Raw genomic sequence first — 26,391 nt, forward strand, 5'->3', positions numbered from 1 at the left:
CCTATTTGCGGGCCCCGGGGGGGCGGTAGTCGAGTTCTTTTTCACGTTCGACCAGCCAGTCGATCATGATCTTGCCGCCCCAGACGAGGTCAGCCTGGATGGCGCTGCGCGCGGCTTCGGAATCCCGTGCTTCCAGGGCTTCCAGCACGGCTTCGTGGCGGTGGTTGTCTTGCGAGTAATCCAGCCCGGCTGTCTTGATGTGGAACACCTTGAGGATCGGGCCGGTGATGACCCAGAACGATTCCACGGTACTGCGCAGGATGGGCTTGTTGCTGGCTTCCAGAATGCCGAAGTGGAACTTGCGGTTCAGGTAGCTGGCGCGCTTGGGGTCGGTCGAGGTGCAGGAAATAAAGTCTTTCTGCAAGGCGATCAGGTTGTCCAGCTGCTTGCGCGTGATGTTCTGCGCCGCTTCGGCTGCGCCCATGCCTTCCAGGTGAAAACGGATCTGCTGGATTTCCCGCAGCTTTTCCGAATTGACGTAGGGCACGTAGACCGCAGTGGCCGCCTGCATTTCCAGGCCTTGTTCGCTGATCAGCCGGAAGATGGCCTCGCGTACGGGCGTGATGGACACGCCCATCTCTTGGGCCAGTTCGCCGATGATCAGGCGTTCGCCGGGTTCGTACTGCCCATTGATAAGGGCATTGCGGATTTCGTTGTAGACCCTGACGGAGAGGTTCTCTTTCTTTACCGGTTTAAGGCTGGGCATGACGTTTCGGGCTTGCTGTATGTAGGGAACGGGTGAATCCGGGATGAATTCTAGCCCGCCATAGCCAATTCAAGCTCAATGGGTATATTATATATCATATATCCTAACGAAGAAAAGGACGCGCCATGCGCCACCACCAGGAGGCTCCCACCGAGGAGCAGGTCCGGATGCTGCGGGAAAAGGCCCGCTATATCCGGCTGGAGACAATCAGACTGATCGAAATCGCCAAGGTCGGGCACTACAGCTCGGTCTTCTCATGCGCCGAAATATTCGCGTCGCTGTACTACGACGTAATGCGCTTGCGGCCGGGCGAACCGCAATGGGCGGACCGCGACCGCTTTCTGATGGGCAAGGGGCATGCCGCGGTGGGCCTGTTCCCGGTGCTGGCCGATCACGGTTTCATTGACCGCGAGTTGCTGGACGGCTACACCCGGCTGGGCAGTCCGCTGGGCGACCATCCCGACATGAGCAAGGTGCCTGGCATTGATTTCAGTTCCGGCTCGATCGGCCATGCGCTGTCCAATGGCGTCGGCATGGCAGTGGGCGGGCGCATGAACCAGCGGGACTTCAACGTCTTTGTGATGCTGGGCGATGGCGAAATGCAGGAGGGGCAGGTGTGGGAAGCTGCCCTGTTCGCAGCCCACAACCGCTTGTCGCGCCTGGTGGCCATCATTGACCGCAACGGCTATCAGCTGGACGGCAAAGTGGACGACGTGATGGGCGTGGAATCGCTCAAGGAAAAGTGGCTGGCGTTCGGCTGGGAAGTCCACGAAGTCGACGGCCACAACCTGCTGGAACTGACGGCGTTGCTGCGCCGTCTGCGGGCGGATGATGCCCGTGAAAAACCGGCTTGCGTGATTGCCAAGACAATCAAAGGCAAGGGCGTTTCCTATATGGAAACCGAGCCGGGCTGGCACCTGGGTTATCTGGCGCCGCAAGACGCGCAAAGCGCCGTCGACGAAATCCTCTCCCGCGAGATCTGAATGGCACAGGCACAAGTACTCTCTCCCGATTCCTGGCAGTACCGCGCGCTCAATGCGATCAACCCCGGGCTGTCCTATCTTTCTGACGCGCTGATCGAACTGGCCCAGGCGGGGCATCCCGTTGTGGCGGGCTCCGCCGACCTGCAATATTCCAACGGTCTGAACCGCTTTGCGCAGGCCTATCCTGACCGCTACGTTCAATTCGGCATCTCTGAACAGAACATGGTGTCGGCGGCGGCCGGTCTGGCCACAACCGGCATGATGCCGTTCGTGGCGACCTTTGCGTCTTTTCTGGGCCTCTTGTGCTGCGAACAGATACGCATGGACGTGGCCTATACCAAGCTGCCTGTCCGGCTGATCGGCCACCATACCGGCATCAGCCTGGGTTTCTATGGCACATCGCACCACGCCACCGAAGACATCTCCACGATGCGGGCGCTGGCGGGGTTGACGGTGGTGTCGCCGGCTGACGGCCCGCAATTGGCTGCCGCCATCAAAGCATCGGTGAACTGGCCCGAACCCATCTATTTCCGCATTGGCCGGGGCCGCGATCCTCAGGTCTACGAAGATGGCGTGCCATTCGAGTTCGGCCGCGCCATCGTGCATTCCAAAGGCAGCGATCTGAACATCATTGCTTGCGGCATCACCTTGCATGCGGCGCTTGCCGCCGCCGAACAACTGAACGCGGAAGGGCTGTCAGTGGGCGTCATCGATATGCCCACCATCAAACCGTTGGATCGCGACGCCGTGCTGGCGGCAGCCGGCCAGTCGCGGTTGTTGATGACGGTAGAAGAACACAATGTGCTGGGCGGGCTGGGGTCGGCGGTTGCCGAGGTGCTGGCCGACGCCGGCACCGGCACACGCCTGCGCCGTCACGGCATTTATGATGAATACAGCCTGATCGCGCCGCCCACGACGCTATACGCCCACTACAAGCTGGATGCTGCAGGCATTGGCGAGGTGGCGCGCGAACTGATCAAGTCTTGAGACACGGAGAAAAAAATGAAGGAAATCAGCGGAAACACGCGCCTGTTCGGCATTCTGGCCGACCCGATCCATCACGTGAAAACGCCGCAGCGCATGAATGAGCTGTTCGCCAAGATCGGCTTTGACGGGGTGTGCGTGCCTTTCCATGCGCGGCCGGACAATCTGGCTGCCGTGGTCGAGGGCTTGCGCCGTTTGGAGAATTTGGGCGGCGTCATCGTCACCATGCCGCACAAGACCGCGATTCTGGATCTGGTGGACGAAGTGACTCCGGTGGCCAGCAAAATCGGCGCCGCCAATGTCGTGCGCCGCGATGCCGACGGACGTCTGGTGGCGCATATGCTGGACGGCGAAGGTTTTGTGCGCGGCCTGCTGACGGCAGGCGTGCCGGTGCAGGGCCAGAGCGCGTATCTGGCAGGTGCAGGCGGCGCTGCCAACGCCATTGGTTTTGCGCTGATCCAGGCGGGCGTGTCACGCCTGACCATCGCCAACCGCACACCGGCCAAGGCAGAAGATCTGAAGGCGCGGATTCTGTCGCTGCATCCCGGCGCCAAGATCACGGTCGGCACGTCCGATCCGTCTGGCCATGACCTGGTCGTCAATGGCACGTCGCTGGGCATGAAAGAGGGCGACGCGCTGCCGTTGGACACTAGCCGCCTGACGTCCGACCAACTGGTCTGCGAAGTCATCATGCAGCCCAAGGACACAGCGCTGCTGTTGGCCGCGCAAGCCCGCGGCTGCAAGGTGCACTATGGCGCGCCGATGCTGGCCTGCCAGATCGAGCTGATGGCCGAAATCCTGGGCGTGACGCCCGTCAAGTAGGTCGGTTCAGACGACAAGGAGCCGGTGAAGACAAGATGGGCGACTACGATTTCATTATCGCGGGCGGCGGCACGGCGGGCTGCATTCTGGCCAACCGGCTAAGCGCCGATGGCAAGCATCGCGTGCTGATGCTGGAAGCCGGCCACGAAGCGCGCAGCATGTGGATCTCGATCCCGGCGGGCTTTTCCAAGCTGCTGGTCAATCCAGACTACAACTGGCGCTTTGCCACCGAACCCGAAGACAACGTCTACGGCCGGACCATTGCCGTGCCGCGCGGAAAAGGCGTGGGCGGATCAACGCTGATCAACGGCATGATCTACGTTCGAGGCCAACCGCAGGACTACGACGGCTGGGAAGCCGCCGGCGCCACGGGATGGAATTACGCACAGGCCGAGCGCCTGTTCCGCAAGATCGAAACCTACGAGCCCGGGGGCGAAACGCGCGGCAAGCACGGGCCGATGCATCTGGAAGAAGTGGCCGAACGCTTCCCGGTGTCAGACGCCTTTCTGCGTGCAGCGCAAGAAGACGGTCAGCCTTTGAATGCCGACTACAACAGTGGCAATCAGGCAGGGGTGGGCTACTACCAGGTGCTGCAACATCGCGGCAGGCGCTGGAGCGTCGTGGACGGCTATATGAAACCCGCAGCCGGCCGCAAGAACCTGAGCGTCGAATGCGGCGCGCATGTGACGCGGCTGGTGTTCGAGGGCAAGCGCTGCGTGGGTGTCGTCTATCGCAAGAACGGCCAGGAACATACGGTGCGTGCGCGGCGCGAGACGGTACTCTGCATGGGCGCCGTGCAGTCGCCGCAACTGTTGGAGTTGTCTGGCGTTGGCAACCCGGCCCTGTTGCAGTCGTTCAATATTCCGCTTGTGCATGCGCAAACGCAGGTCGGTGAAAACTACATCGACCATTTCGCCACGCGCATGAATTGGCGTGTGAAAGACGCCGTGACATTGAACGAGATGTCTCGGGGCTGGCGGCTGGTGCAGCAGGTGGCGCGCTATTACACGCATCACAAGGGCATCCTGACCTTGGGCACCGGGCTGGTGCACGGTTTCGTCAAAAGCGCGCCGGACTTGCCGACGCCAGATGTGCAGTTCTTCTTTGTGCACGCCAGCTACGCCAATGCCGCCGAACGCATTCTGGACCGGCATCCGGGCATGACGATAGGTGTTGCGCAATTGCGGCCCGAATCGGTGGGCACGATTCATATCAAATCCGCCGACCCGTTGGCCGGGCCGTCGATACGTCCCAACTTCTTGTCTGCACAGGTAGACAGGGATAGTTTGGTCGGGGGTATGCGCGTGGCGCGGCGCATCGTCGAACAGCCTGCGATGCAGCGTTATGTAGAGGCCGAAGTCAGCCCCGGCACAGGCGTGGACAGCGATGAGGACTGGCTGGATTTTGCCCGGCGCAATGGGCAGACCATCTACCATCCCATCGGCACCTGCCGCATGGGTTCGGACGCCGCAGCCGTGACGGACGTGCGGTTGCGGGTGAATGGCCTGACGGGGCTACGCGTGGTCGACGCATCCGTCATGCCGAAGATGGTGTCTGGCAATACGCAGGCAGCCGTGATGATGGTGGCTGAACGTGGCGCAGAAATGATCCTTGAAGACGCCGCGCAAGCGCAAGCTTAAGCGTGGCCTGCAAAAAGCGCGTGGGGCCAGTCAGCCCCACGCGCTTTTTTTTCAGCCGCCTTTAGCGGATAACGAAACCCGCGCCGACCGGGTCGTTACGGTCGATCACCCAGCGAGCCGTACCCAGGATGCTGGCGGTGCCTTTGACCGTGGGACGGACGGCGCGTGTGCCGTTCAGATCCACCTCGCCCAGCAGGCAACCTTCGAATGTGCCGCTGCCCAGCAGACCTTCCGATTTGATCGGTTGATTCAGCCCCATCTTTCCACGCGCTTCAAACATGGCCATCATGGCACTGGTGCCAGTGCCTCCGGGGGAACGGTCAAGCTGCCCCGCGCTGAACACGTGCACGTTCTTGTAGAACGCGCCTTCAATCGTTGGCTGGTGCCAGAACGTAATGAAGTTCAGGTTGTTGATGTGCGCCTCGGTCGGATGCTGGATGCGGTGGCGGGCGTTCAACTGATCACGCACGATCAAACCCATGCGCGACAGCTCAGTGCCGTTGTCTGGCGAGATCCGCAAGTCGCAGCCCGACAAATCCACGATGCCAAAGTAATTGCCGCCCCAGACGATGTCGGCCGACAGCTTGCCGTAACCCGGCAGTTCCACCGGGATGTCCTGCGCGGCAACATAGGCGGGCACGTTTTCAAAGCGCGTCCACAACACGTGGTCGCCTTCAGAGGCCACTTCCGATACAACCAGGCCGGCGGTGGTTTCAAAACGGATCTTGGTGATGCCGTCCTTGCCGCGAGCGACCAGCCCATTGGCAACCATCGCCATGCTGACCGCAATCGTGCCGTGGCCGCACATGTGCGAGTATTCCGTGCCGTCGATATAGATCAGACCGGCGTCATACTCGGGGCTGGACGGCGGCGTCAGAAACACGCCGAACATGTCCTTGTGGCCGCGCGGCTCACGCATCAGGGCGCGGCGCAACCAATCATAGTTCTGCTCCAGAAAAGCCCGCTTCTCCAAAATGGTGGACCCGGCAGGGTAGGGGATGCCGCTATGCACGATGCACAGGGGCTCGCCTTCGGTATGGGTATAGATGACATCGAACGCGTCTTGCTTGCGCATGACTGTGGCTCCAGACAAGTAGGAAAAGGAAAAACCAGGAGTAGGAAGACTTATTCGCGGCGTTCGGACAGCATGTCCAGCCCGACGGTCAAGTCCAGAATGACGATGGCAATCACCGCAACCACAATCGTGGCGCCCGATACGGCTGCGATGGTTGGATCGATCGTGTACTGCACGTAGTTGAAGAGCTTGACGGGGATGGTGTTCAAATCCGCCGTCGTGTTGAAAATGGATAGCTCCACGTTGATCCACGATGAGATGAACGCAAAGATCGAACCGGTCACAATGCCTGGACGGATCTGCGGCAGCACAACCAGAAAGAAGGTGGTCCAGGGATTGGCGCCCAAATCTGCTGACGCCTCTTCCAGCGCCCGCTGCTCTGGCGTCAACAAGGTCAACGTTGACCGCAAGACGAACGGCGCGATGATGACGATATGGCCGATCAGCAGCGACAGAAAGCTGCGCGTCAAACCGAAGTACGCCCCGTATTGCAGCAGCGCTGCGCCCAACACAATGTGGGGCAATACGAGCGGCGACATCAGCACCGACGTCATCGCGGCCTTGCCGGGAAACTCATAGCGGGCCAGCGCCAGCGCAGCAGGCACCGTCAGCAGCACGGCAACCACCGTCGCGGCCAGCGCCAGCACTGTGCTGGTCGTGAACGCGGCCATATACCCAGCCTCGACCAGCAGCGTGCGATACCAATCCAGCGTCCACCCTTGCGGCGGAAAAGCCAGATACGGCGTGGCGGTGAAGGACGCACCCATGATCACTACCAGCGGCAGGGCCAGGTAGGCCAGCACAGCCAGCGCGATCAGGCGGATCAGGTGGCGGGCGATCATCGCGCGGCTCCAGGCAGGACGGCGGCGCGGTTCGCCAGCGCAACCAGAATCAGGGTGAATACCAGCAGCACCATGCTCAGCGCGCCGCCGTAGTGAAAGTCGAATACCGAGCTGTATTGCTGAAAGATCAGCATCGACAGCACCGTGATGCGTCCGCCGGACAGCAAGGCAGGCGTCACGTAAGCGCTGACCGCCAGCGTAAAGACGATGATCGCGCCGGACACCACGCCGGGCAGCGTCAGCGGCCAGGTGATGTGAAAGAACGTGGACGCGGGACTGGCGCCCAGGTCGGCGGAGGCCTGCTCGCAAGCCGGGTCCACCCGGGCCAGCGAATTGCCCACGGCCAGCACCACAAAAGGCAGCAGCACATAGACCATGCCGATCAGAATGCCCAGCTCGGTCCCGATGAAGCGCACCGGACGGTCAGCCGCGCCCGTGCCTATCAGTGCCTGATTGACCAGCCCATTGCGGCCCAGCAGCACCATCCAGCCGAAGGCGCGCACGATGTTGCTGGTGAACAAAGGCACCACCAGCAAGATCACGCAAAATCGCCGCCAGGCCTGCCAGCGCACGACCCGCACCAGATACCAGGCCAGCGGATAACCCAGAATCACGCAGACCACGGTGGTGAAAAAGGCCAGCCGGAACGTCACCAGAATCACGTCCCAGTGATATTGGTCCGCCAGCACGCGCAAATACTGGTGCGTGGTCAAGGTGACGCCATCCGCGCCGCCCGTGATGCTGGCCAGCGCCACTACCGCCAGCGGCGCCAGGAAGAACGCCGAAAAGAACAGGACGGGCGCGGCCAGCAATAGCCCGGGCGAGATCCAGGCGCGGCGGCTCATGGCTGTTCACCAATCAGATGCAGGTGCTCCGGCGCAAAGGCCAGACGGATCTGCGCACCGGGAACGAGACCCGACGGCGCAATGCCGCCGTGACGCGCCACCAGGATCTGACCGCCGATATCGGCGTGAATCATGCTGTGGCTGCCCACGTTGATAACGTCGGTCACGGTGCCGGATAGCGCGGGCGCTGCAACGTCGCCGCTCAAACTCAAGTCTTCGGGCCGCAGCACAGCAACACCGCGTGCCGAAGGCGGCGTCTTGCCTTGCAGCGGTAAGCGCAGACCTTGCGCGTCTAGTTGCAGCGTATCGCCGTCGGCCGTGTAGGCCATGAAATTGGCGTCGCCAATGAACTCCGCGACGAATCGCGTGGCGGGTTGACGGTAGATGTCCGTGCCTGCGCCCACTTGCTCGATGCGGCCGGCGTGCATGACCACGACGCGGTCGGCCATGGTCATGGCCTCTTCCTGGTCATGCGTGACGAAAATGAACGCTATGCCCAGCTTGGCTTGCAGATGCTTGAGTTCCAGCTGCATACGCTTGCGCAGTTTCAAGTCCAGCGCGGACAGCGGTTCGTCCAGCAAAAGCAATTTGGGCTGATTCACGATGGCACGTGCCAGCGCCACGCGCTGTTGCTGGCCGCCAGACATTTCGCGAGGGTAGCGCGGTCCAAAATCCGCCAGTCCCACCATGTCCAGCGCGGCACGGGCCCGCTCGGCCGCCTCGGTCCGTGTCGCGCCTTGACGGCGCGGCCCATACGCCACGTTTTCCTGCACGGTCATGTGCGGGAACAGCGCGTAATTCTGGAACACGGTGTTGAGCGGACGATGATGCGCGGCCAGGCGGCTGATATCTTGGCCTTCGATCAGGATGCGGCCCGACTCAGGCTTGAGAAAACCGGCGATCGAGCGCAGCAGGGTGGTCTTGCCGCAACCGCTGGGGCCCAGCAGAGCCACGAACTCTCCCTGCTGGATCGCCAGATCGATGCGATCCAGCGCCTGGTAGGCGCCAAAGCGCATCGACACGCCTTCGATGGTGAGCAAAGCGGACATTGTTCTACCCCGGCCTAGCGCTTGCGGGCGACTTGGCGGTTCCACGCGTCAGTGACTTCGGCGCGGCGGCTGTTGATCAAGTTCCAGTCAAACAGACTCAGATTCTTGACCGACCCTTCAGCGCCCCAGGGCAGCTTGCGCGCCACGTCCTTGGACACTTCGACATCTTTGACGGCAGGTCCCAGATACAGGCGCGTTGCCAGGCATGCGGCAGCGTCTTGCGTGAGCGCGGTGTCTATGAATTTCTGGGCTGCGGCCTTGTTGGGCGCGCCCTTGACCAGATGCAGGCGGGCGTCCGTTGCCCATGCGCCTTCCTTGGGTACGGCAAAGCCGATAGGCAGGCCCTTGTCGATCAAGTCCCACGCTCCCACGTTGAAGTGCGCGCCAATGATGGCCTCGCCGCTTTGGTAGGCATTGCTGGCCGCGCCCGAGCTGTCAAAGAATAAGGCGGTGTCCAGCGTGGCGAGCTTGGCATACAAGGGCGTCAGATTGGACGGGTCAATGGCAAATACGCGGGCCAGGAAGAAGATGAACGGCACGCCGGAGGAGTTCGCGGGCGAGGGCACGGCCACGGCGCCCGCATATTCGGGCTTCCACAAGTCTTTCCAGCTGGTCGGCGCCTGCGGCACTTCCTTGGTGTTGTAGGTAATGCCCAGCGAGTAATAGCCGGTGCTGACGGCGTAGGCTGCGTCACCATTGCGGTACACGCCCTGATCGATGACGTTTTTCAGGTTGGGAATGGCGGCCGGTTCCAGCGTGTCCAGCACGCCGGCTTGCGCAGCCAGCTCGCTGATACCGCCGTCCATCCACGCGACGTCGATTGTGGGCGCGCCTTTTTGCTGTTGCAACTTGGCCAGCGTGGTGGTGGAGGTGCCGACTTCGGGCACCACGGCAACACCCGTGGCCTTGGTGTAGGGCTCGGCGACGCATACACGGAAGGCGTCGCCCCAGTTGCCGCCATACCAGGCGACGGTGATCTTCTGTTGCTGCGCCAGCGCCTGAGTTGCCATCAGCAGGCCAGCTCCCAGCAAGGCGGCGCGAACTGCGCTGCGGGTATGTGTTGCCATGTCGGATTCCCCTTGTAGATTTGTCGGCCCGTCCCGGTAGTCCCCAGATTGAGGCCTCTGGGACGGTGCCACAACTGCATCTTGGGTGATCCCAGGGAAAACGAGCTTGAAGACGCGGGACATAAACTTGAATAATTGCGTCATGACCTTCGATACGCCCGCCGCTTTTCCGCCGTCCTCCTATGAAGACGACACGCTTGGCCCACCCCCGGGGAAACCCGCGCTGACCGTCGGTATTGTGCTGCTGGACCAATTCACGCTGGCAGCCTTCGCGGGTTTGGTCGATGTGTTGCGTCTGGCGGGCGACCACGGCGGGCGCAGCCGTCAGATTCACACAGCCTGGCGGGTCATGAGCTGGGACGGCAAACCGCGTTGCTCAAGCGCTGGTCTGACGATCGATGTTGCCGACAGCCTGCCCGACGATCCCACTCAATTCGATTACGTGGCCGTTTGCGGCGGAAACGACTACATCACTGGCCGTATGCCCGAGCCCTTGCGCGACTGGCTGCGGCTGGCAGCGGCGCAGCGGGTGCGCCTGCTCGGCATCTGCACGGGCACCTTTGCCTTGGCGCAGGCCGATGTGATCGGGCCGCGTACCGTCTGCGTGCATTGGAATGTGCTGGACACGTTTCGCGAGCGCTTCCCGCAGACGAGGGCGGTGGTGGACCGATTGTTTGTGGATGAAGGCGATCTGATTTCCTGCGCGGGCTCCACGGCCGCGATCGATCTGGCGCTGTATCTGGTTGCCCGGCATTGCGGGCGCGACAAAGCGCAGCAGGCGATGCGGCACATGATGCTGCAAGGCGTGCGCCCGGGGCGGGTGCCGCAGGCGCATTTCCGCACCGACTTGTCCGGTATTCAGGATCTGCGGGTGCGCCAGGCCGCGCACTATATCGAGCAGCGGATTGACAACCCGCCGCCGCTGGACGCGATTGCCCGTTATGTCGGAGTGGGGAGGCGGCAGCTTGAACGCGCGTTTCGTCTGGCCACCGGCATGTCGCCCATGGCTTTTCAGCGTCAATTGCGGCTGGAGTACGGCAGCTGGCTGTTGCTGAATAATCCTTGCAGCATTACGCAGATTGCCTTGGACTGCGGCTTTGCGGATGGCGCCCATTTCTCGCGCGACTTCCGCGCGCATTTCGGATTATCTCCACGGCAGTATCAACAGGCCAGAGGCCAGCAGACCGCAGGGCAAGAAGGCGGCGTCGATGTATTACCGGTCTAGCCTTCTGCCTTGCGCACCGTTTAATCGCGCTGCCTCGTATTAACCCTGATGGGGGATTCGTCGCGATTTCGGCGTGGGTAAAAAATATTCGGGACAGATAATAAAAAACTGTTGTTGCCCGATTTTTTTATGTAATTCCGTGTCCAAAATATTGAGAACGTCAGGTTTTTAGGATTAAATCTTTTCGACTGGATACATTCATCAACAGACACAGATCCAGCACCTGCCGTGGCCTAGGCGGAAACGGACATCAGGTAGTGGGTGCATGCGGCGCGGCGTGCACTGCCTTTTTTGGGACGCGCCAAATAGTACTGATTCAAATAGTTCGCTTGCCGATCGAAGTCAGCACACCCGTCCCATCCCTGGCAGGAGACGCCACATGCAATGGATCACCCTGAACCGCCTTTTCCGTGCAGAGCGCGGAATGCAGAAAGCGGACCTGTATGGCCAGATTGCGGCCATCCATAAAGCCCAAGCTGTGATCGAATTTGATCTTGAAGGCCATGTGCTAATGGCCAATCAGAATTTCCTGGACACCATGGGTTATTCCCTGGAAGAGGTCCAGGGGCAGCACCACTGCATGTTTATCAATCCTGAAGAGCGTGAATCCGAGACCTACGCTGCCTTTTGGCGCAAGCTGGGCCAGGGCGCGCATGATGCCGGGCGTTACCGCCGGGTCCGCAAAGATGGCACCGATGTCTGGCTGCAGGCTTCGTACAACCCGATCTTCGACAAGCGCGGGCGGCTGGTCAAAGTGGTCAAGTACGCCACTGACATTACAGAACAGCAGCAGCGCCAGGCGGACTTGGAGGGGCAGTTGTCGGCTATTTCCAAAGTGCAGGCGATTATCGAGTTCGAGCTGGACGGCACCATCATTCGCGCCAATGACCTGTTCTTGAATGCGGTGGGATACCACGCCAGTGAGGTCGTGGGCCAGCATCACAGTATGTTTGTCAGGCCGGAGGAGGCGCGGGGGGCGGCGTATAAAGAGTTCTGGCGAAAGTTGCGCAGCGGTGAATATGACACGGGTCAGTATCTGCGCATCGGCAAGGGGGGCAGGCAGGTGTGGATTGACGCCAGCTATAACCCCATCTTCGACGCTGAGGGCCGGCCATTCAAAGTCGTTAAATATGCCACGGACATCACCAAGCGCTTCATGGCTGCGCAGACGCTACGGGTGGCGGTGCAGGGGCTGACGGAAAATGCCGAACGCGCAGGCCAGGCAAACACCTTGGCGCTAGACGCCAGCAAGACCGCGGAGCAGGGCGGCAAGACGGTGCAGGGCGTGGTGAAGACCATGGCCGCCATCACAGAGAGTTCGCGGCGCATATCCGACATCATCGGCGTCATGGATAACATCGCCTTTCAGACCAACATTCTGGCGCTTAACGCTGCCGTGGAAGCGGCGCGCGCGGGCACGCATGGCAAAGGTTTTGCGGTGGTTGCAGCCGAAGTCCGCAGTTTGGCGCAAAGCAGCGCGTCAGCCGCCAAAGAAATCAAAGGTCTGATCACCATGTCGGTGGAGCAGATTGAGAGCGGGGCGGTGCAGGTTCAATCGGCGGGCGTGACCATGGAGGACATCGTCGCCTCATCGCGCCGCGTGACGGAAATCATGGCGGAAGTCGTGGACGTTTCGCTGGTGCAATCGGCCAAGTTGGGCGACGTCACCGAAGACATCACCCAGATGACTGCCGAGGCGGCGCAGACCCTGCGCGCGACCCAGGAAGCCTCTGATGCGCAGGCCGCGCGGCTGAATCACCGGCACGCCAGCGTCGTCATGCCAGTGGCAGCGACGGTCCGGGCCAGGCCGGCGGCGAATACTCCGCTGCCGCCCAAGCCCGTGCTGGAGTACGTGCGGTACTGATAGCCGGGCGGGCGCCGATCCGCACGAGTGCGCTATAAAGACGGTATTGTCTGAACCCCAAGGCCTGGGCCGGAAGCTTCCTGCCCAGGCCGCGTTATTTGCGGCACCCGTCCATGACCGAATCTGAAGCGCTGACTCTCGCCTCACACCGCCACTACAAAGGTGGTCTGTACCGCTATGTGGGCACGGCCCGTCATTCTGAAACCGAAGAATCGATGGTGGTCTATGAACACCTGTGGCCTCATCCGCGTGGCCTCTGGGTCCGCCCGGCTGAATTGTTCTTTGGCCAGCTCGCCGACGGCTCCCCCCGTTTCGCGCCGTTGCACCCGGCAGAGTAAGACGTGACGTTCTACAACCGGCGGCCGCGCACGGGCGGCGCAACAGCTACACGTACTGTAGCCAACCGGACGCAGGCCTCGGCGGCGCTGGTCTCCGCGCTGGAGGCCTTGCGCGGCCCGTTTATCGTGGCCGACTTGGAAACAACAGGCTTGTCGACCGCCACGTGCGAGATTCTGGAATTTGCGGCGGTCAGGGTTGAACCCTCGGGCACGCTCACGCGTGAATACACGCAAGTGGTGCGTACGCGCTCCCCTGTGCCATCCTTCATTACCCGGCTGACCGGCATTACGCAGGCCGAGATCGACCGTCATGGCGTGCCCGTCGTGCAGGCGTTCTCATCTTTTCTGGAATTTGTTGAAGATCTGCCCGTGTTTTTCCACAATGCGTCTTTTGACCGGCGCTTTTTGGGGGCGACGGCAGATCAAACCGGGATGCCGTTTGCCAATGCCACTCATTGCACGTTGGCATTGGCGCGCCGGGCGTGGCCAGAGCTGCCCTCACACAAACTCGACATCCTGGCGCGTCATGTGGGCGCGTCCAATCCCACCCACCGAGCGCTGGCCGATGTGCGGACCACCGTGGCCGTTGCACTGGCGGCTGGTTCGCGTCTGGCTGCCGAATAACGCGGGGCTGTTTTCTGGAAGCTGACATGTCCGACCTGGAACAGATCAAGATCGCGGTGCGGAATTTCACCGCAGAACGGGCGTGGCAGCCGTTTCATTCGCCGAAGAATCTGGCAATGGCGCTGGCAGGAGAGACCGGCGAACTGGTGTCGCTGTTTCAGTGGCTGACCGAAGCGCAATCGCGCAGCCTGACGCCCGAACAGTTGGCGGATGCCGCGGACGAGATCGCCGATGTGCAGATGTATCTGGTGGCGTTGGCGGACCAATTGGGCATCGGCATTGCCGACGCCGTCGCCAACAAGATGGTCAAGAATGCCCAGAAATATCCGGCGGATCAGTTTCGCGGTAGTGCACGCAAATACAACGACCCGCCGGCCTAGCGTTACGTCTCAGATGATTTTCTGTTCGTGATGGACCTGTGGCGGCTCGACGAAAAAGCCCGCCACGAGCTTGCGCCACTCCTGGAAATCAGGGGATTCACGGAAATCCACCATATGGTTTTCCACGGTTTCCCAGTCAACAACCAGCGTGTAGCGCTGCGGCTGCTCAATGCTGCGGTACAGCTCCATTCCATGGCAACCACGAGCCCGCAAAAACAACGGCTTGGCCTGCGCGACGCCTGCCTCGAACAGCGCTTCTTGCCCTTCGCGGACATGAATGCTGGCAATTTCCTGGATCATGACTGGGTCTCCAAATAAATGGGGTCGGGTAGGGGCCTACCGGCCGGAGTAGTATGGCTGAAAATTCTAATTTCAGCCCGTCCGATGAATCCCCGAGCCGTCACACTGACTCGTCTGCTAGCCGTTCGCCTGCTTTGGTACGTGGGCGTTGGCGCAATTGCCCTATTGGCCCTGGTCTTGCACACGCAATTCAGCGTTGTGGTGCTGCTGTCCGCCATTGCCATCTACATTCCCTTGTCGATGCTTTGCTTGCCGCTGATGGCGTGGTTGTGCTGGAGCCGAAGCGCGGGTTCGCCCGTCAAGGGACTGCCGCCCGCTTGGCCAGCCTGGCTTGCCGGCATACTGGGCATTGCCTTGATGGCCAGCTATCACGTCCTGGCCGATCTGGATTTGGCGGAATGCGGCTTCTTGTTGCTGCTGGTGGCCGGCGATGTGATGTTGGCCAGGCGCGAATCTGCACAACTCCTCGCTAGCATCTTGGTCCGTCGCTGATTGCGCGCACAACCCTTCGCGATGGGCCTTTAGGCGCAGGCAATCCAACGTAAAGCCCAAAGGTTATCGGCTCCACGTCCAACGACGTGAGGGGTAGCCAAGTTGCGCGAACCCGACGCGTATCAGCCCATCCATACAGCCGAGACTGGCCCGGGGGGGGCGTCCATTTCATGCTTTTTCCATCGGCCATACGCATGGCCGGATGCCAAATACTCGTCTATTTGTCCTCATGTTTTACAGGTCGGTCTCATGCACAAAGTTGCGGTCGCCCGTAAGGCCGATATCGACATGCTTAGGACGGCGCAATCATTCCGTACCACTACTTAAGTCCCACACCTGACTTCTCAGTCAGCGCAAGGAATGGAATGCAGCGGTCCGTGCCGGTCGGCCACCGGTACCTGTGAATCCGCTTCGCGGATCAGGAGGAGCTCAAATGAAAAAGCTCGCAATAGTCGCAGCCATGTCATTGTTCGCAGCAACGGCCTATGCATCGGGCCCGAGCGTGCCGACCGTGTCGCTCACGGGTCACGCCGGCACGATCAATGGCACGGCGACATCAATTTCCACGGGCAGCTCTGTGGTGGCGACCCAGATCAACGGTTACGGGTCTTCCACCCAGACATCGTTTGGCGAAACGGGCGGGGTCGCGCAGGTCAGCGGGAGCTTCAACCGCGACGGCACTCAGGTCACGACCAGCACGCGGCAATATGCCACTAGCGAGTCGTACGGCCACGTAACGGGCAATGCGCCCATCATGGTCGGCGACAGCATTGCCAACGGCGGCGCATCGTTCGGCAAAACGGACACGACAGCCTCTGCGACGGGGACGTTCGTGGCTGGAAACATTGGCGCATTCGGCTCGATCAGCGGTGTGGGCTCTGTGGGCCACATCGGCGGCTTCAATCACTGAGCCAGTTATCCGGACGGCTTCGGCCGTCCGGGCGAGGGGACACCATGAAGACCATTCTGCTTGCTATTTCCCTGTCGATGGCAGCCTTCTCGGCTACCGCGCAAACCAGTAATTCCAGCTCTTCGACAACGTCATCGTCCGGGTCCACCAATGCGGGCAACAACCAGGGCATTACGCTGAATTCCAACAATAGCGGTTCCAGCACCGTGCGCACAGTGCCCCCGGTGGGCGGCCAAAGTTTCTATGGATCGTTCTCGTCGGACAGCTGCATGGTGTCCGCTGGCGGAGGCGGTTCCGTGGTGGGCTTCGGCATGAATATCGCGATTCCGATCGAAGATCAGAAGTGCAGCTTGCGCCGAAACTTTGAGCGCACCATGCAAGCCGCAGCGTCGACCAAAGACGCTGACCGTTCGCGTCGTCTGGAAACTGCGGCGATCGACATACTCTGCCAAACCGACGACCGCACCAAGGCCGCGCTGGTTGCGCAAGGACTGTGTACCAACCCCGCCTTGACGACAGCGGATCATCGTTTTGACACCACGGCGGTAGCTCAAGCCGCACCCACATCGACGGCCGGCAGCGCACCGGCGCCGCTTGTCATGCAGTCCCAGGCTCCAGCCTCGGCGCCCCTCGTGCAGGCGTATCCGGTACAGGCCGCGCAGACCGCGGCCTTGACCTCGCCGCCGTTGCGCAACCCGCGGCTTGACCGGCAGAAATTCGCTGACCTGTACTCGCCGGGTTAAGGCTGGATCATGGCCGGCAATGAGGGGATGCAGCGCCTAAGTCGCGGCGGGGGGCAACGCCCCGATGGGCGCTGCCGCCTGTGGAGCCGAGGCCAACAGCATTGTGGGGGGCGAGGATACTTCCAGCGCTGCGTCGTTCAACCGTTTGAGTACCGTGAACAGCAATGCGCTGCGCACGCCGTAAGCGGCCCGTGGCGACGAGACGTAGCCCTTGGCGTTGAAGATCAAGTGACCGTTATCAATGCCGTCCAAAAACACATTGGGCGCGGGCGTGTCCAGCACGTCTTCGTGGTCGGCAAAAGCCTGCAACATCAGTTCGCGGACCTGTTCCGCGTCCGTGGACAAAGGCATGGGCAGCTTGATCTGAACCAGACCCAGCGGATTTGATCGCGTCACGTTGCGCACCGTCTTTGTCACGAACTCCGAGTTCGGCACGATCACCGTCGACCGGTCTCCCATCTGGATTTCAGTCGCACGCACATTGATGCGCAGGATGTCGCCTTCCACACCGCCCAGCGATACCCAGTCACCCACTTTGACGGGGCGCTCGGCCAGCAGGATCAGGCCCGACACAAAGTTCTGCACAACGGCTTGCAAGCCAAAACCAATCCCCACTGACAGCGCGCTGGCAATCCACGCCACACGTTCCAGGCCAATGCCCGCCGCGGAAAGCGATAGGGCGACGGCCAGGACTACTCCCGCGTATCCAAACAACGTGGCGGCGGACAACTGCATGCCCGGGTCCAATTCCGTGGTCGGCAGATACCGATTCGACAGCCAGCGCTTGAGCACCTTTACGCTCAGCAATGACAAGGCCAGCACCAGCAACGCTTGCAACACAGCACCGGGGCGTATCTGCGCCTCGCCAATTGCCAGGCCTTTGCGCAATTGGTCAAAGCGTTGCAGCAGATCCATCGGCCCTTCGCCAAACGGCGCCAGCAGCAGGATGATGGCCAGCAAAGCCACGGCGACGCGGCCCATACCAGACAGCAATACCGCCGCCTGGTCCCGCATACTGGGTTTTTCGTTCTCGCCGGTATCGCGGTGCGAAGTGCCCAGCAGTGTGCTGAAACCGTCTTCGATCAGCGTCGAGACCAAATACGCGGATGCCAGCACAATCAGCACCCACAGCACCTGCTTGGCCATGAAACTGCCGAACGCCACGTAGCCCGCCAGCAGGCTGGCCAGGCTAATAATCAATACCGTCCACACCGCGCCCAGCAGCAGGGATATCCAGAAGGGCACGGGCGCATCATTTTCCTGAATGCTTTGGCGTCGCAGCCTGCGGCCGATAGCCAGCACCACGCCCATTGTCGCCATCAGCAATACGGCGACAATCCCGGTCAGCGTAATCGTGGTCGTCAGACTGGCGTTCAGCAACACCGGAAGGCGTTCCGCCAGCCAGATCATCACCACCAGCACGCCGAGCATGCCCGGCAGCCAGCGCAAGCGCGTGGCGACTGCATCGCTGATAGGCGGCAGCCTCCACGAAGGGCGATTCGTGGATAGCAGCGCATTGCCCAGGCCAGATACATACCCCCCAAAACAGACGGTGGCGACCAGGGTCGTCAGCAACGCGGCAGTGTTGTCCGACAGTTGCGAATTCCAGTCCAGGCCGGTTTGAATCAGCAAAGCGATCAGGCCGGGGGTGGCGACCGACAGGACCAAAAGCGCCACGGCAAGAAACGAGCGGCGCAAACGGCCGGGCGGAACGCGCGTCGCGGTCACCCTCAGCAACACCCTGCCTATGGCTACCCGCGCTGCAATGACCAACGCGGCGGCGGCCGCCAGCAGGAACCAACCCCATTTGGGCGTTTGCCCGACAGCAGTCGTCAACTCGTCGCGCAGCGCGCCGAGGCGTTCCAGGTCGCTGGGAAACTCTTCGTTAAATTCGGTCCAGAACTGGCCGGACAGAAACGAATCTCTGCGCTCGCCCAGCCTGGCTTTGAACTGCGTCCGCCGTAACGCCGAGATCTGCTCCGCAGTTTGGGCGGCATCGACGGACAACAACCGGGCCAGTTTGATCTGCGCGTCCAGCGCCCGGCTGTTTTTCTCCAGTTGCATGCGTTGCGCCGCGACGTCGGGCGCCTCCTTGGCACCCTCGGGCGGAGTGCCCAGTTCGCTCAGTCGGGCAGTAACGCTAGCCAGTTGCGGCGTCAGCGCTTCACTGGCCGCATCAGCCTTGGACTGTATGTCCAAAGCGTCATTGCGTTGTTTGACCAGGGTTGCGTCGTCGGTCTGATCGGCGACGCGCTTGCGCATATCGTCAATTTGCTTGCGGGCGGCCGCCAGTGTTGCTTCGGTCTCCGAAGGGCTGGGAGGCGCCGCCGCAAACGCGGGCATCAGACAGAGCGCCAAGAACAATGCAGCAATGAACGCCGCGAAATCGGGTGTTCGAATGCGGCGGACGTGTTTCAGCAAGGGGGGCATTGTCAGGGTCATTTCTTGAGCGATTTGCTCGAGTGAAGGCGGCAGCATAACAAGGTGCCGCCGCAGGCGTTGCAACAAAAATGACGACCTGTCCCTGGTTATTTGCAAGACTCGTTGGGCTGGCGGATCAGGGTGGGGCTAGAGGGACCGAAATCAACGTTTACGAGCCCAACGTTTGGAATCATCTTAGGCCGCATTCAGACCCGAGCGCGCCCTTTTGGGCTTGCCCAGGACGGCGTCGCACACGTCCAGCCACGCGCGCGCGGCAAAGGACAAATAGCCGGTTTGCAGCCAGATATGGCCAACCTCCCATTGCAGGCCGGACTTGGCTAGTTTCGCGGTGCTTAAGCCGCGCGTCTTCATGCGCTGCATCAAGGGTTCGGGCAGCAGCGCAACGCCCAGTCCTGCGGACGCCATGGCGACCAGAAAGTCCCAGTGTGCGCTTTGTGCCGCGATGCCTGGCTGGATACCCGCGTCGGCAAAAGCCTGGCGCAAACGGCGGGTCATCGCAAAATCATCCGTGGGAATCAGTAGCCGAGTGTCGCGCAAGGCGCTCAAGGGCAATGAGGTCTTGCCTGCCCAAGGGGCGTCGGGCGGGCCGATAACCCAGATCGGATAGCTGCCAAATGCCTGCGCGGCCAGACCGCCATCGGGCGCGATTGGCAAGATGGTGGCGCCTATTTCCAGTTCGCCGGTGGCGACCAGCCCTTCAACGGCCTGGCCCGTTCCTTCACGCAGCGTCAGGTGAATCCCCGGATGAAGTTCGCGAAATCGCTTCACCACTGGTGTGAATAGCAAATTGATCATCGGCGGAATGCCCACTTCCAGCGCGCCGCGGTGCAGGTCGGCTGTCTGCCGCAGTTCCTCGGAGAGCTGGCGCATCGTCTCCAGCACTTGCAGACCTCGCTGATACATGACACGGCCGGTATCCGTAGGGCGAGCGGTATGGCCGTCGCGGATCAACAGCGGTGTACCCGCCTCCTCTTCCAATTGGCGAATCATTTTGCTGACGGTGGACTGCGTGACGAACAGCGTCTTGGCCGCCTGCGTAAAGCTGGCGTGCCGGACAGTTTCCACAAAATAACGCAGGGCGCGCACGTCCATGGGGGCGGGTTCCTGGGCGCATTACGCGCCGGAAGGGCAAACGATGAAAAAAACGACTGGTTTGAATGATTTTAAGTCATTACGAGATTTGGGCGGGCGTTCCTATACTGCCGAAAATTCATCCCTGGGCTGGCCTGCGCCAGCGCTGGGATATCGGGAAACGCCGCGTCAGACGGCGCCCGGGTGCTCTGGCCGTATTGCCGCGCCCGGCCGCAAGCCGTTGGACTTTAAATTTGGAGACACCATGCATCTCGACCGAATCCGCCATCCTGGGCTGCGCGCCAAAATCACGTCCGCTGCCCAGGCGGCTTTGCTGGTTCAAGACGGCATGACCGTTGGAATGAGCGGTTTTACACGGGCTGGGGACTGTAAGTCTGTGCCGGCTGCGATAGCCAGCCGCGCTGAACGCGAGCCGCTGTCCATCACGTTGATTACCGGCGCCTCGTTGGGACATGACACAGACAAGATGCTGGCCCAGGCCAACGCGCTGTCGCGCCGCATGCCGTTTCAGGTCGACACGACGCTGCGCCGCAAGATCAACCAAGGCGACATCGCCTTCATTGACCAGCATCTGTCTGAAACCGTCGAGCAATTGCGCGCGGGTCATATCGGTCCGATCAACGTGGCTATCATCGAAGCCGCCGCTATCACCGAAACCGGCGCCATCGTGCCCACCATGTCGGTCGGAAATTCCGCTTCGTTCGCGCAACAGGCGGACAAGATCATCATCGAATTGAACGTGAGCGTGCCCGCCGCTATCGAAGGTCTGCATGATATCTACGTGCCCGCGGACCGTCCGGCCCGTCAGCCCATAGGCCTGACAACAGTCGACCAGCGCATTGGCCTGCCTTTCATCGAGGTCGACCCCGACAAGATCGCCGCGATCGTCATCACGCATGAACCGGACAGCCCGTCCAACGCTTTGCCGCCCGACGACGAGACCAACGCCATTGCCGGGCACATCAATACATTCCTGCGGGGTGAAGTGGACGCCGGCCGTTTGACGAACGCGCTCCTGCCTTTGCAGGCCGGCATTGGCACCATCGCCAACGCCGTCCTGCATGGCTTTGAGTCTTCGGATTTCGACAACCTGACGATGTACTCCGAAGTGCTGCAAGACAGCGCGATTGAACTGCTGGACCAAGGCAAACTTGCGTTCGCTTCGGCTTCGTCCATCACGGTGTCCAAGCCCGTGTACGACAAGATCCTGGCCAATATCGAGCACTACCGCGAGCGCATCGTCTTGCGTCCGCAAGAGATCAGCAACGCGCCAGAACTTGTCCGCCGTCTGGGCATCATTGCTATCAACACGGCACTGGAATTCGACATCTACGGCAACGTGAATTCCACGCACGTGGGCGGCACGCACATGATGAACGGTATCGGCGGTTCGGGTGACTTCGCGCGTAACGCGCATCTGGCTATCTTCGTGTCTAAATCCATGGCCAAGAATGGAGACATTTCCAGCGTCGTGCCGATGGTGTCGCATGTGGATCACACCGAGCACGATGTCGATGTGCTGGTTACCGAATGCGGGCTGGCGGATTTGCGCGGGCTGGCGCCACGCGAACGCGCGCGCGCAGTCATTCAGCATTGCGTGCATCCGTCGTACCGCGAAGGTTTGCAGGACTACTTCGACCGCGCTTGCGAGCGCGGCGGCCAGACGCCTCACCTGATTGAAGAGGCGTTCTCCTGGCATCAGCGATTCAACGAAACGGACTCAATGCAGCCCGCAAAGCCAGCGGCCCGTAAGGCAGCCTGACGGCGAGGCCAAAATTGACTGCCGCCGCCACGGCGCCTGCCAGGCCATTCGAGCGAAGCGAATCCTGACTTGCGGGTAGGTGGATACCGCCGGGCGCCGTGTTTTGGTAGAGGTAAAGGAGCGAAAGCTGCTTTACCTTTTTTTTGTTCAGTGATTAAGCGTCCAGGTCCGAACCCGGCGTGACCAGATTGCGGCGTGACAATTCCAATTCGTCCCGCAGCCATTTCTTTAGCGCCACCAACGGCGTCCAATCGCGCAAGCTAGGCGGGTAAACAAGATGGTAGGTTTGCGCCTGATCGTAGTGCACGCGCATAGGCGACACCCGGACCAACCGTCCCGCGCAAATGGCGTCCGCCGCCAGCAGCTCCCTGCCCAATGTGATTCCCAAGCCCTGCTCGGCGGCCTGAAGCATCATCCCCGCATCATTGAAGGTGGCAACGGGCATGATGGATGTGCGCAAGCCGGCGGCGTTGAACCAGTGCTGCCACATATCGCGCTCACCCAACAAGGGCTGGCGCGCCAGCGTTTCAGGAGAATCATCCTCTAGCGTCGCTGCTGTTTCGGGCGATGCCAGTGCGATCAGCGGCAGCGGCATGTCGAACAAGGGTTCGGACTCGACGCCCGCCCACGGTCCCCGCCCAAACCGCAGTGCGGCATGAAAACCGTCGCGCACCAGATCCACGACTTGCTGGGATGTCTCGATTTCCAGAGACATCCCGGGATTCTGTGTCCGCCACCGGGCCATGCGCGGCAACAGCCAGCGTTGCGCAAACGACGGAAGCACCGACACGCGCAGGCGCTGTTCGCTGCCAGTCGCCGCGGCCGATGCGGCCATTACGCCTTCATCCAGTATTGCCAGCGCGCTTTGTACGCTGCAAAGCAATGCCGCGCCAGCACTATTCAACACGATTCCCCGGCCGCTACGTTCAAACAGCGGGAATCCCAACTGTTCCTCTAGCCCCTTGATCTGCTGGCTGACTGCGCTGTGGGTCAGGTGCAAGCGCTCTGCCGCCGCGCGCAGGTTCTGCAATTCGGCAACGGCGCGAAAGGCGGGCAGGGTATTCAGGGGTAATCGCATGGATGGCGGCTTGGTCAGAAAGGGTATTGGTTAGTCTAGCTTACCGATATAGCGAAAACAATTCGATTTTCACCCGCAAGTTGGGCGGCTACGCTTACCAAAACGTCAAAGCCAAAGGAGTTCCTTATGTCCGCCCATACTTGCAGCTCGTCTTCCCCGCCTTTCCAGCCCGCTTGGCAAGCGTCGCAGAAGACGTCTTCCCTACCTACTTCGGCATCTTCGCCCGCTGCCGTTCAAGAAGTGCAGCCGCAACCTACCGCGCCCGCCGGCATCATTGCCAAGATCTGGCGCGCGTATAAGAAGAGGCGCGCCGAGGCTTGTCTGCGCAACCTGGCTACTGAATTGGATGCCCACATGCTGAAAGACGTAGGCGCTCCCACGTGGCTCGTCAATGAAAGCCACGTGAATCGAGACCTTGGCAATCTGCGCAAGGCAGATTACATGCGGTGGTAAATCGCTGATGGAGGCAAGGGCGTTTGCGCCGCCCAGAGTCCTGCAGGGAATGCTCGGACGTTCTGCCTTCGAGATTGGCAGAGCAGTAGCCATAAAGAGACGGGGATAGCAGCCGCTATATATATAGAGCAGGTGCCTACTTTTTCCCTCTCTATATATAGAGGAGGGCAACGAAGCCTCGGCACATGGCAGGACAGGTCCACCTTATTGCTTCCAGCGCATGACAAGCCAAAAATTTGTGCTATAGTCTCGCTCCTTCGCAGTTCAAGCAGTTCTGAACCGCGAAGCCAAGCAAGGCACAACAGGTTTGAAGGCGTTGCCCGATACGGGCTCACCAGCGAATCTGCCGCACAGTACTCAGCGATGAGCACGCCGCGGTTGTTGCAAGGATGGATGCAAATCAGGCAAAAGCCAGTTGCACTATCTGCAAAAATCGTGCTATAGTCTTGGGCTTGGCTGGTGATTGGTTTTCAGGGTTTACCCTAAACGAGTTGCTAGCCACCTGAGCGGTAACCAACCTCTGGATTCCAGAGCCAAAATCGAGGCGCAGGCCAAGGTGGCGGGGTTGCAAGATAGGATGCAAATCAGGCAGAAGCCGGTTGCATAATCTGCAAAAGTTGTGTTATAGTTTCAGGCTTGGCAGTTGCCGAAAACTTAGGGTTTGCCCTGATATTTCGATAGCTGCTAAAGAGAAGCAGGCCTGAAGGGGTTGTGAGTCAAGCGGTGGAGTGAAGCGAAAGCAGAAACGAAGCCAGCTTGACAAACGATAAAAACTCCTTCATAATCTCGCCTCTCTGCTGCTGAAAACAGCAAGCGACGCGGTAGCGAAAGCAGCCCGAAGCGAGCCGGATTGAAGCAGTAGCAGTAAGTAGTACAGAATTTAGCAGTACCGCTCTTTAACAATTAAACAACCGATAAGTGTGGGCGCTTGATGCGATGCACTGTGATTAGGTAAGGGGTTAAACCCGAGCTTATTCACAAGCACAAGAAATCAAGTGCTCACTAGAAGTGAAGTACCTTAGACGTCAAGTTTAAGAACATACCTCACTTCCTTTGAGTAGCGACGTATGACCTGGTTCGGATTTATTCGGACCAAGAATACGAACAAATACAGAGATTAAACTGAAGAGTTTGATCCTGGCTCAGATTGAACGCTAGCGGGATGCCTTACACATGCAAGTCGAACGGCAGCACGGACTTCGGTCTGGTGGCGAGTGGCGAACGGGTGAGTAATGTATCGGAACGTGCCTAGTAGCGGGGGATAACTACGCGAAAGCGTGGCTAATACCGCATACGCCCTACGGGGGAAAGCAGGGGATCGCAAGACCTTGCACTATTAGAGCGGCCGATATCGGATTAGCTAGTTGGTGGGGTAATGGCTCACCAAGGCGACGATCCGTAGCTGGTTTGAGAGGACGACCAGCCACACTGGGACTGAGACACGGCCCAGACTCCTACGGGAGGCAGCAGTGGGGAATTTTGGACAATGGGGGAAACCCTGATCCAGCCATCCCGCGTGTGCGATGAAGGCCTTCGGGTTGTAAAGCACTTTTGGCAGGAAAGAAACGTCATGGGTTAATACCCTATGAAACTGACGGTACCTGCAGAATAAGCACCGGCTAACTACGTGCCAGCAGCCGCGGTAATACGTAGGGTGCAAGCGTTAATCGGAATTACTGGGCGTAAAGCGTGCGCAGGCGGTTCGGAAAGAAAGATGTGAAATCCCAGAGCTTAACTTTGGAACTGCATTTTTAACTACCGGGCTAGAGTGTGTCAGAGGGAGGTGGAATTCCGCGTGTAGCAGTGAAATGCGTAGATATGCGGAGGAACACCGATGGCGAAGGCAGCCTCCTGGGATAACACTGACGCTCATGCACGAAAGCGTGGGGAGCAAACAGGATTAGATACCCTGGTAGTCCACGCCCTAAACGATGTCAACTAGCTGTTGGGGCCTTCGGGCCTTAGTAGCGCAGCTAACGCGTGAAGTTGACCGCCTGGGGAGTACGGTCGCAAGATTAAAACTCAAAGGAATTGACGGGGACCCGCACAAGCGGTGGATGATGTGGATTAATTCGATGCAACGCGAAAAACCTTACCTACCCTTGACATGTCTGGAATTCCGAAGAGATTTGGAAGTGCTCGCAAGAGAACTGGAACACAGGTGCTGCATGGCTGTCGTCAGCTCGTGTCGTGAGATGTTGGGTTAAGTCCCGCAACGAGCGCAACCCTTGTCATTAGTTGCTACGAAAGGGCACTCTAATGAGACTGCCGGTGACAAACCGGAGGAAGGTGGGGATGACGTCAAGTCCTCATGGCCCTTATGGGTAGGGCTTCACACGTCATACAATGGTCGGGACAGAGGGTCGCCAACCCGCGAGGGGGAGCCAATCCCAGAAACCCGATCGTAGTCCGGATCGCAGTCTGCAACTCGACTGCGTGAAGTCGGAATCGCTAGTAATCGCGGATCAGCATGTCGCGGTGAATACGTTCCCGGGTCTTGTACACACCGCCCGTCACACCATGGGAGTGGGTTTTACCAGAAGTAGTTAGCCTAACCGTAAGGGGGGCGATTACCACGGTAGGATTCATGACTGGGGTGAAGTCGTAACAAGGTAGCCGTATCGGAAGGTGCGGCTGGATCACCTCCTTTCAGAGCTTAAGTGCTCGTGTTAAGC

24 protein-coding genes and 1 rRNA gene are annotated in these 26,391 nt (G+C 60.3%); 15 read left to right on the top strand and 10 right to left on the bottom strand.

All coding sequences use genetic code 11. The features are described 5' to 3' along the window. Position 1 precedes the first annotated feature (1 nt). Positions 2-706, bottom strand: a complete 705-nt coding sequence (locus tag RAS12_RS29725) for a GntR family transcriptional regulator (protein ID WP_306944089.1) — start codon at positions 704-706, stop codon at positions 2-4. Positions 707-831: 125 nt separating this feature from the next. Between RAS12_RS29725 and RAS12_RS29730 the strand changes: the two genes are divergently transcribed. From RAS12_RS29730 to RAS12_RS29745, 4 genes are read left to right on the top strand one after another with little or no spacing between them, the layout of a single operon-like run. Next, the gene (locus RAS12_RS29730) at positions 832-1,689 is read left to right on the top strand and encodes a transketolase (protein WP_306944090.1); all 858 of its coding nucleotides are present in this window, start codon (positions 832-834) and stop codon (positions 1,687-1,689) included. Beyond that, complete coding sequence (locus RAS12_RS29735) at positions 1,690-2,676, top strand: transketolase family protein (RefSeq protein ID WP_306944092.1); 987 nt, start codon at positions 1,690-1,692, stop codon at positions 2,674-2,676. It abuts the gene before it with no gap. Between the two features lie 15 nt (positions 2,677-2,691). Beyond that, positions 2,692-3,495, top strand: a complete 804-nt coding sequence (locus RAS12_RS29740) for a shikimate dehydrogenase family protein (RefSeq protein ID WP_306944094.1) — start codon at positions 2,692-2,694, stop codon at positions 3,493-3,495. A 35-nt stretch (positions 3,496-3,530) separates the two neighbouring features. Continuing rightward, positions 3,531-5,135 carry a GMC family oxidoreductase gene (locus RAS12_RS29745; RefSeq protein ID WP_306944096.1) on the top strand — a complete coding sequence of 535 codons (1,605 nt, stop codon included), beginning with the start codon at positions 3,531-3,533 and terminating at the stop codon, positions 5,133-5,135. A gap of 61 nt (positions 5,136-5,196) precedes the next feature. Here RAS12_RS29745 and RAS12_RS29750 read toward each other — a convergent pair whose 3' ends face one another. From RAS12_RS29750 to RAS12_RS29770, 5 genes are read right to left on the bottom strand one after another with little or no spacing between them, the layout of a single operon-like run. Next, complete coding sequence (locus tag RAS12_RS29750; protein WP_306944098.1) at positions 5,197-6,210, bottom strand: proline racemase family protein; 1,014 nt, start codon at positions 6,208-6,210, stop codon at positions 5,197-5,199. 50 nt (positions 6,211-6,260) lie between these two features. Beyond that, a complete protein-coding gene (locus RAS12_RS29755; protein ID WP_306944100.1) occupies positions 6,261-7,052 on the bottom strand; it encodes an ABC transporter permease in 792 nt (263 codons plus the stop codon). Beyond that, complete coding sequence (locus RAS12_RS29760) at positions 7,049-7,897, bottom strand: ABC transporter permease (RefSeq protein ID WP_306944102.1); 849 nt, start codon at positions 7,895-7,897, stop codon at positions 7,049-7,051. Before RAS12_RS29760 ends, RAS12_RS29755 begins: the two co-directional genes overlap by 4 nt. Further along, a complete protein-coding gene (locus RAS12_RS29765; protein ID WP_306944104.1) occupies positions 7,894-8,946 on the bottom strand; it encodes an ABC transporter ATP-binding protein in 1,053 nt (350 codons plus the stop codon). The genes RAS12_RS29760 and RAS12_RS29765 overlap by 4 nt, the downstream gene beginning before the upstream one ends. A 14-nt stretch (positions 8,947-8,960) precedes the next feature. Next, entirely contained in the window at positions 8,961-10,013 is a 1,053-nt protein-coding gene (locus tag RAS12_RS29770; RefSeq protein ID WP_306944106.1) for an ABC transporter substrate-binding protein, read from the bottom strand. 142 nt (positions 10,014-10,155) lie between these two features. Here RAS12_RS29770 and RAS12_RS29775 point away from each other — a divergent pair, with 142 nt between their 5' ends. From RAS12_RS29775 to RAS12_RS29795, 5 genes are all read left to right on the top strand, one after another. Continuing rightward, on the top strand, positions 10,156-11,238 hold the full coding sequence (locus RAS12_RS29775; RefSeq protein WP_306944108.1) for a GlxA family transcriptional regulator: 1,083 nt from the start codon (positions 10,156-10,158) through the stop codon (positions 11,236-11,238). A 379-nt stretch (positions 11,239-11,617) separates the two neighbouring features. Next, positions 11,618-13,102: a methyl-accepting chemotaxis protein gene (locus tag RAS12_RS29780; protein WP_306944110.1), complete on the top strand. Its 1,485-nt coding sequence runs from the start codon at positions 11,618-11,620 to the stop codon at positions 13,100-13,102. 113 nt (positions 13,103-13,215) lie between these two features. After that, positions 13,216-13,440 carry a DUF1653 domain-containing protein gene (locus RAS12_RS29785; RefSeq protein WP_306944111.1) on the top strand — a complete coding sequence of 75 codons (225 nt, stop codon included), beginning with the start codon at positions 13,216-13,218 and terminating at the stop codon, positions 13,438-13,440. Between the two features lie 3 nt (positions 13,441-13,443). Beyond that, complete coding sequence (locus tag RAS12_RS29790; protein WP_371321231.1) at positions 13,444-14,064, top strand: 3'-5' exonuclease; 621 nt, start codon at positions 13,444-13,446, stop codon at positions 14,062-14,064. Positions 14,065-14,090: 26 nt separating this feature from the next. Further along, positions 14,091-14,444: a nucleotide pyrophosphohydrolase gene (locus RAS12_RS29795; RefSeq protein WP_306944113.1), complete on the top strand. Its 354-nt coding sequence runs from the start codon at positions 14,091-14,093 to the stop codon at positions 14,442-14,444. 9 nt (positions 14,445-14,453) lie between these two features. Here RAS12_RS29795 and RAS12_RS29800 read toward each other — a convergent pair whose 3' ends face one another. After that, complete coding sequence (locus RAS12_RS29800) at positions 14,454-14,744, bottom strand: antibiotic biosynthesis monooxygenase family protein (RefSeq protein WP_306944115.1); 291 nt, start codon at positions 14,742-14,744, stop codon at positions 14,454-14,456. A gap of 84 nt (positions 14,745-14,828) precedes the next feature. Here RAS12_RS29800 and RAS12_RS29805 point away from each other — a divergent pair, with 84 nt between their 5' ends. The 3 genes from RAS12_RS29805 to RAS12_RS29815 all read left to right on the top strand — a co-directional run bounded on the left by RAS12_RS29805 (position 14,829) and on the right by RAS12_RS29815 (position 16,889). After that, on the top strand, positions 14,829-15,236 hold the full coding sequence (locus RAS12_RS29805; protein ID WP_306944117.1) for a hypothetical protein: 408 nt from the start codon (positions 14,829-14,831) through the stop codon (positions 15,234-15,236). 433 nt (positions 15,237-15,669) lie between these two features. Next, on the top strand, positions 15,670-16,146 hold the full coding sequence (locus RAS12_RS29810; protein WP_306944119.1) for a hypothetical protein: 477 nt from the start codon (positions 15,670-15,672) through the stop codon (positions 16,144-16,146). Between the two features lie 44 nt (positions 16,147-16,190). Then, positions 16,191-16,889, top strand: a complete 699-nt coding sequence (locus RAS12_RS29815) for a hypothetical protein (protein ID WP_306944120.1) — start codon at positions 16,191-16,193, stop codon at positions 16,887-16,889. Between the two features lie 36 nt (positions 16,890-16,925). Here RAS12_RS29815 and RAS12_RS29820 read toward each other — a convergent pair whose 3' ends face one another. Beyond that, positions 16,926-19,319, bottom strand: a complete 2,394-nt coding sequence (locus tag RAS12_RS29820; protein WP_371321232.1) for a DUF3772 domain-containing protein — start codon at positions 19,317-19,319, stop codon at positions 16,926-16,928. Positions 19,320-19,505: 186 nt separating this feature from the next. Continuing rightward, positions 19,506-20,423, bottom strand: coding sequence for a LysR family transcriptional regulator (locus tag RAS12_RS29825; protein WP_306944123.1), 918 nt, complete (start codon positions 20,421-20,423; stop codon positions 19,506-19,508). A 244-nt stretch (positions 20,424-20,667) separates the two neighbouring features. Between RAS12_RS29825 and scpC the strand changes: the two genes are divergently transcribed. Next, the gene (scpC, locus tag RAS12_RS29830; protein ID WP_306944125.1) at positions 20,668-22,185 is read left to right on the top strand and encodes a succinyl-CoA:acetate CoA-transferase ScpC; all 1,518 of its coding nucleotides are present in this window, start codon (positions 20,668-20,670) and stop codon (positions 22,183-22,185) included. A gap of 154 nt (positions 22,186-22,339) precedes the next feature. On the opposite strand, the gene RAS12_RS29835 is transcribed toward scpC, so the two are convergent. Beyond that, complete coding sequence (locus RAS12_RS29835; protein ID WP_306944127.1) at positions 22,340-23,263, bottom strand: LysR substrate-binding domain-containing protein; 924 nt, start codon at positions 23,261-23,263, stop codon at positions 22,340-22,342. Between the two features lie 126 nt (positions 23,264-23,389). Here RAS12_RS29835 and RAS12_RS29840 point away from each other — a divergent pair, with 126 nt between their 5' ends. Next, on the top strand, positions 23,390-23,716 hold the full coding sequence (locus tag RAS12_RS29840; RefSeq protein ID WP_306944129.1) for a hypothetical protein: 327 nt from the start codon (positions 23,390-23,392) through the stop codon (positions 23,714-23,716). A 1,119-nt stretch (positions 23,717-24,835) separates the two neighbouring features. Continuing rightward, positions 24,836-26,366, top strand: a 16S ribosomal RNA gene (locus tag RAS12_RS29845). Positions 26,367-26,391: the final 25 nt, after the last annotated feature.

It is taken from the genome of Achromobacter seleniivolatilans (assembly GCF_030864005.1).
In the GTDB taxonomy this organism is placed as follows: domain Bacteria; phylum Pseudomonadota; class Gammaproteobacteria; order Burkholderiales; family Burkholderiaceae_B; genus Achromobacter; species Achromobacter seleniivolatilans.

Coding starts and splice junctions, on each gene's coding strand:
- RAS12_RS29725 (WP_306944089.1), bottom strand. CDS start 706: ATGCCCAGCCTTAAACCGGTAAAGAAAGAGAACCTCTCCGTCAGGGTC.
- RAS12_RS29730 (WP_306944090.1), top strand. CDS start 832: ATGCGCCACCACCAGGAGGCTCCCACCGAGGAGCAGGTCCGGATGCTG.
- RAS12_RS29735 (WP_306944092.1), top strand. CDS start 1,690: ATGGCACAGGCACAAGTACTCTCTCCCGATTCCTGGCAGTACCGCGCG.
- RAS12_RS29740 (WP_306944094.1), top strand. CDS start 2,692: ATGAAGGAAATCAGCGGAAACACGCGCCTGTTCGGCATTCTGGCCGAC.
- RAS12_RS29745 (WP_306944096.1), top strand. CDS start 3,531: ATGGGCGACTACGATTTCATTATCGCGGGCGGCGGCACGGCGGGCTGC.
- RAS12_RS29750 (WP_306944098.1), bottom strand. CDS start 6,210: ATGCGCAAGCAAGACGCGTTCGATGTCATCTATACCCATACCGAAGGC.
- RAS12_RS29755 (WP_306944100.1), bottom strand. CDS start 7,052: ATGATCGCCCGCCACCTGATCCGCCTGATCGCGCTGGCTGTGCTGGCC.
- RAS12_RS29760 (WP_306944102.1), bottom strand. CDS start 7,897: ATGAGCCGCCGCGCCTGGATCTCGCCCGGGCTATTGCTGGCCGCGCCC.
- RAS12_RS29765 (WP_306944104.1), bottom strand. CDS start 8,946: ATGTCCGCTTTGCTCACCATCGAAGGCGTGTCGATGCGCTTTGGCGCC.
- RAS12_RS29770 (WP_306944106.1), bottom strand. CDS start 10,013: ATGGCAACACATACCCGCAGCGCAGTTCGCGCCGCCTTGCTGGGAGCT.
- RAS12_RS29775 (WP_306944108.1), top strand. CDS start 10,156: ATGACCTTCGATACGCCCGCCGCTTTTCCGCCGTCCTCCTATGAAGAC.
- RAS12_RS29780 (WP_306944110.1), top strand. CDS start 11,618: ATGCAATGGATCACCCTGAACCGCCTTTTCCGTGCAGAGCGCGGAATG.
- RAS12_RS29785 (WP_306944111.1), top strand. CDS start 13,216: ATGACCGAATCTGAAGCGCTGACTCTCGCCTCACACCGCCACTACAAA.
- RAS12_RS29795 (WP_306944113.1), top strand. CDS start 14,091: ATGTCCGACCTGGAACAGATCAAGATCGCGGTGCGGAATTTCACCGCA.
- RAS12_RS29800 (WP_306944115.1), bottom strand. CDS start 14,744: ATGATCCAGGAAATTGCCAGCATTCATGTCCGCGAAGGGCAAGAAGCG.
- RAS12_RS29805 (WP_306944117.1), top strand. CDS start 14,829: ATGAATCCCCGAGCCGTCACACTGACTCGTCTGCTAGCCGTTCGCCTG.
- RAS12_RS29810 (WP_306944119.1), top strand. CDS start 15,670: ATGAAAAAGCTCGCAATAGTCGCAGCCATGTCATTGTTCGCAGCAACG.
- RAS12_RS29815 (WP_306944120.1), top strand. CDS start 16,191: ATGAAGACCATTCTGCTTGCTATTTCCCTGTCGATGGCAGCCTTCTCG.
- RAS12_RS29820 (WP_371321232.1), bottom strand. CDS start 19,319: ATGCCCCCCTTGCTGAAACACGTCCGCCGCATTCGAACACCCGATTTC.
- RAS12_RS29825 (WP_306944123.1), bottom strand. CDS start 20,423: ATGGACGTGCGCGCCCTGCGTTATTTTGTGGAAACTGTCCGGCACGCC.
- scpC (WP_306944125.1), top strand. CDS start 20,668: ATGCATCTCGACCGAATCCGCCATCCTGGGCTGCGCGCCAAAATCACG.
- RAS12_RS29835 (WP_306944127.1), bottom strand. CDS start 23,263: ATGCGATTACCCCTGAATACCCTGCCCGCCTTTCGCGCCGTTGCCGAA.
- RAS12_RS29840 (WP_306944129.1), top strand. CDS start 23,390: ATGTCCGCCCATACTTGCAGCTCGTCTTCCCCGCCTTTCCAGCCCGCT.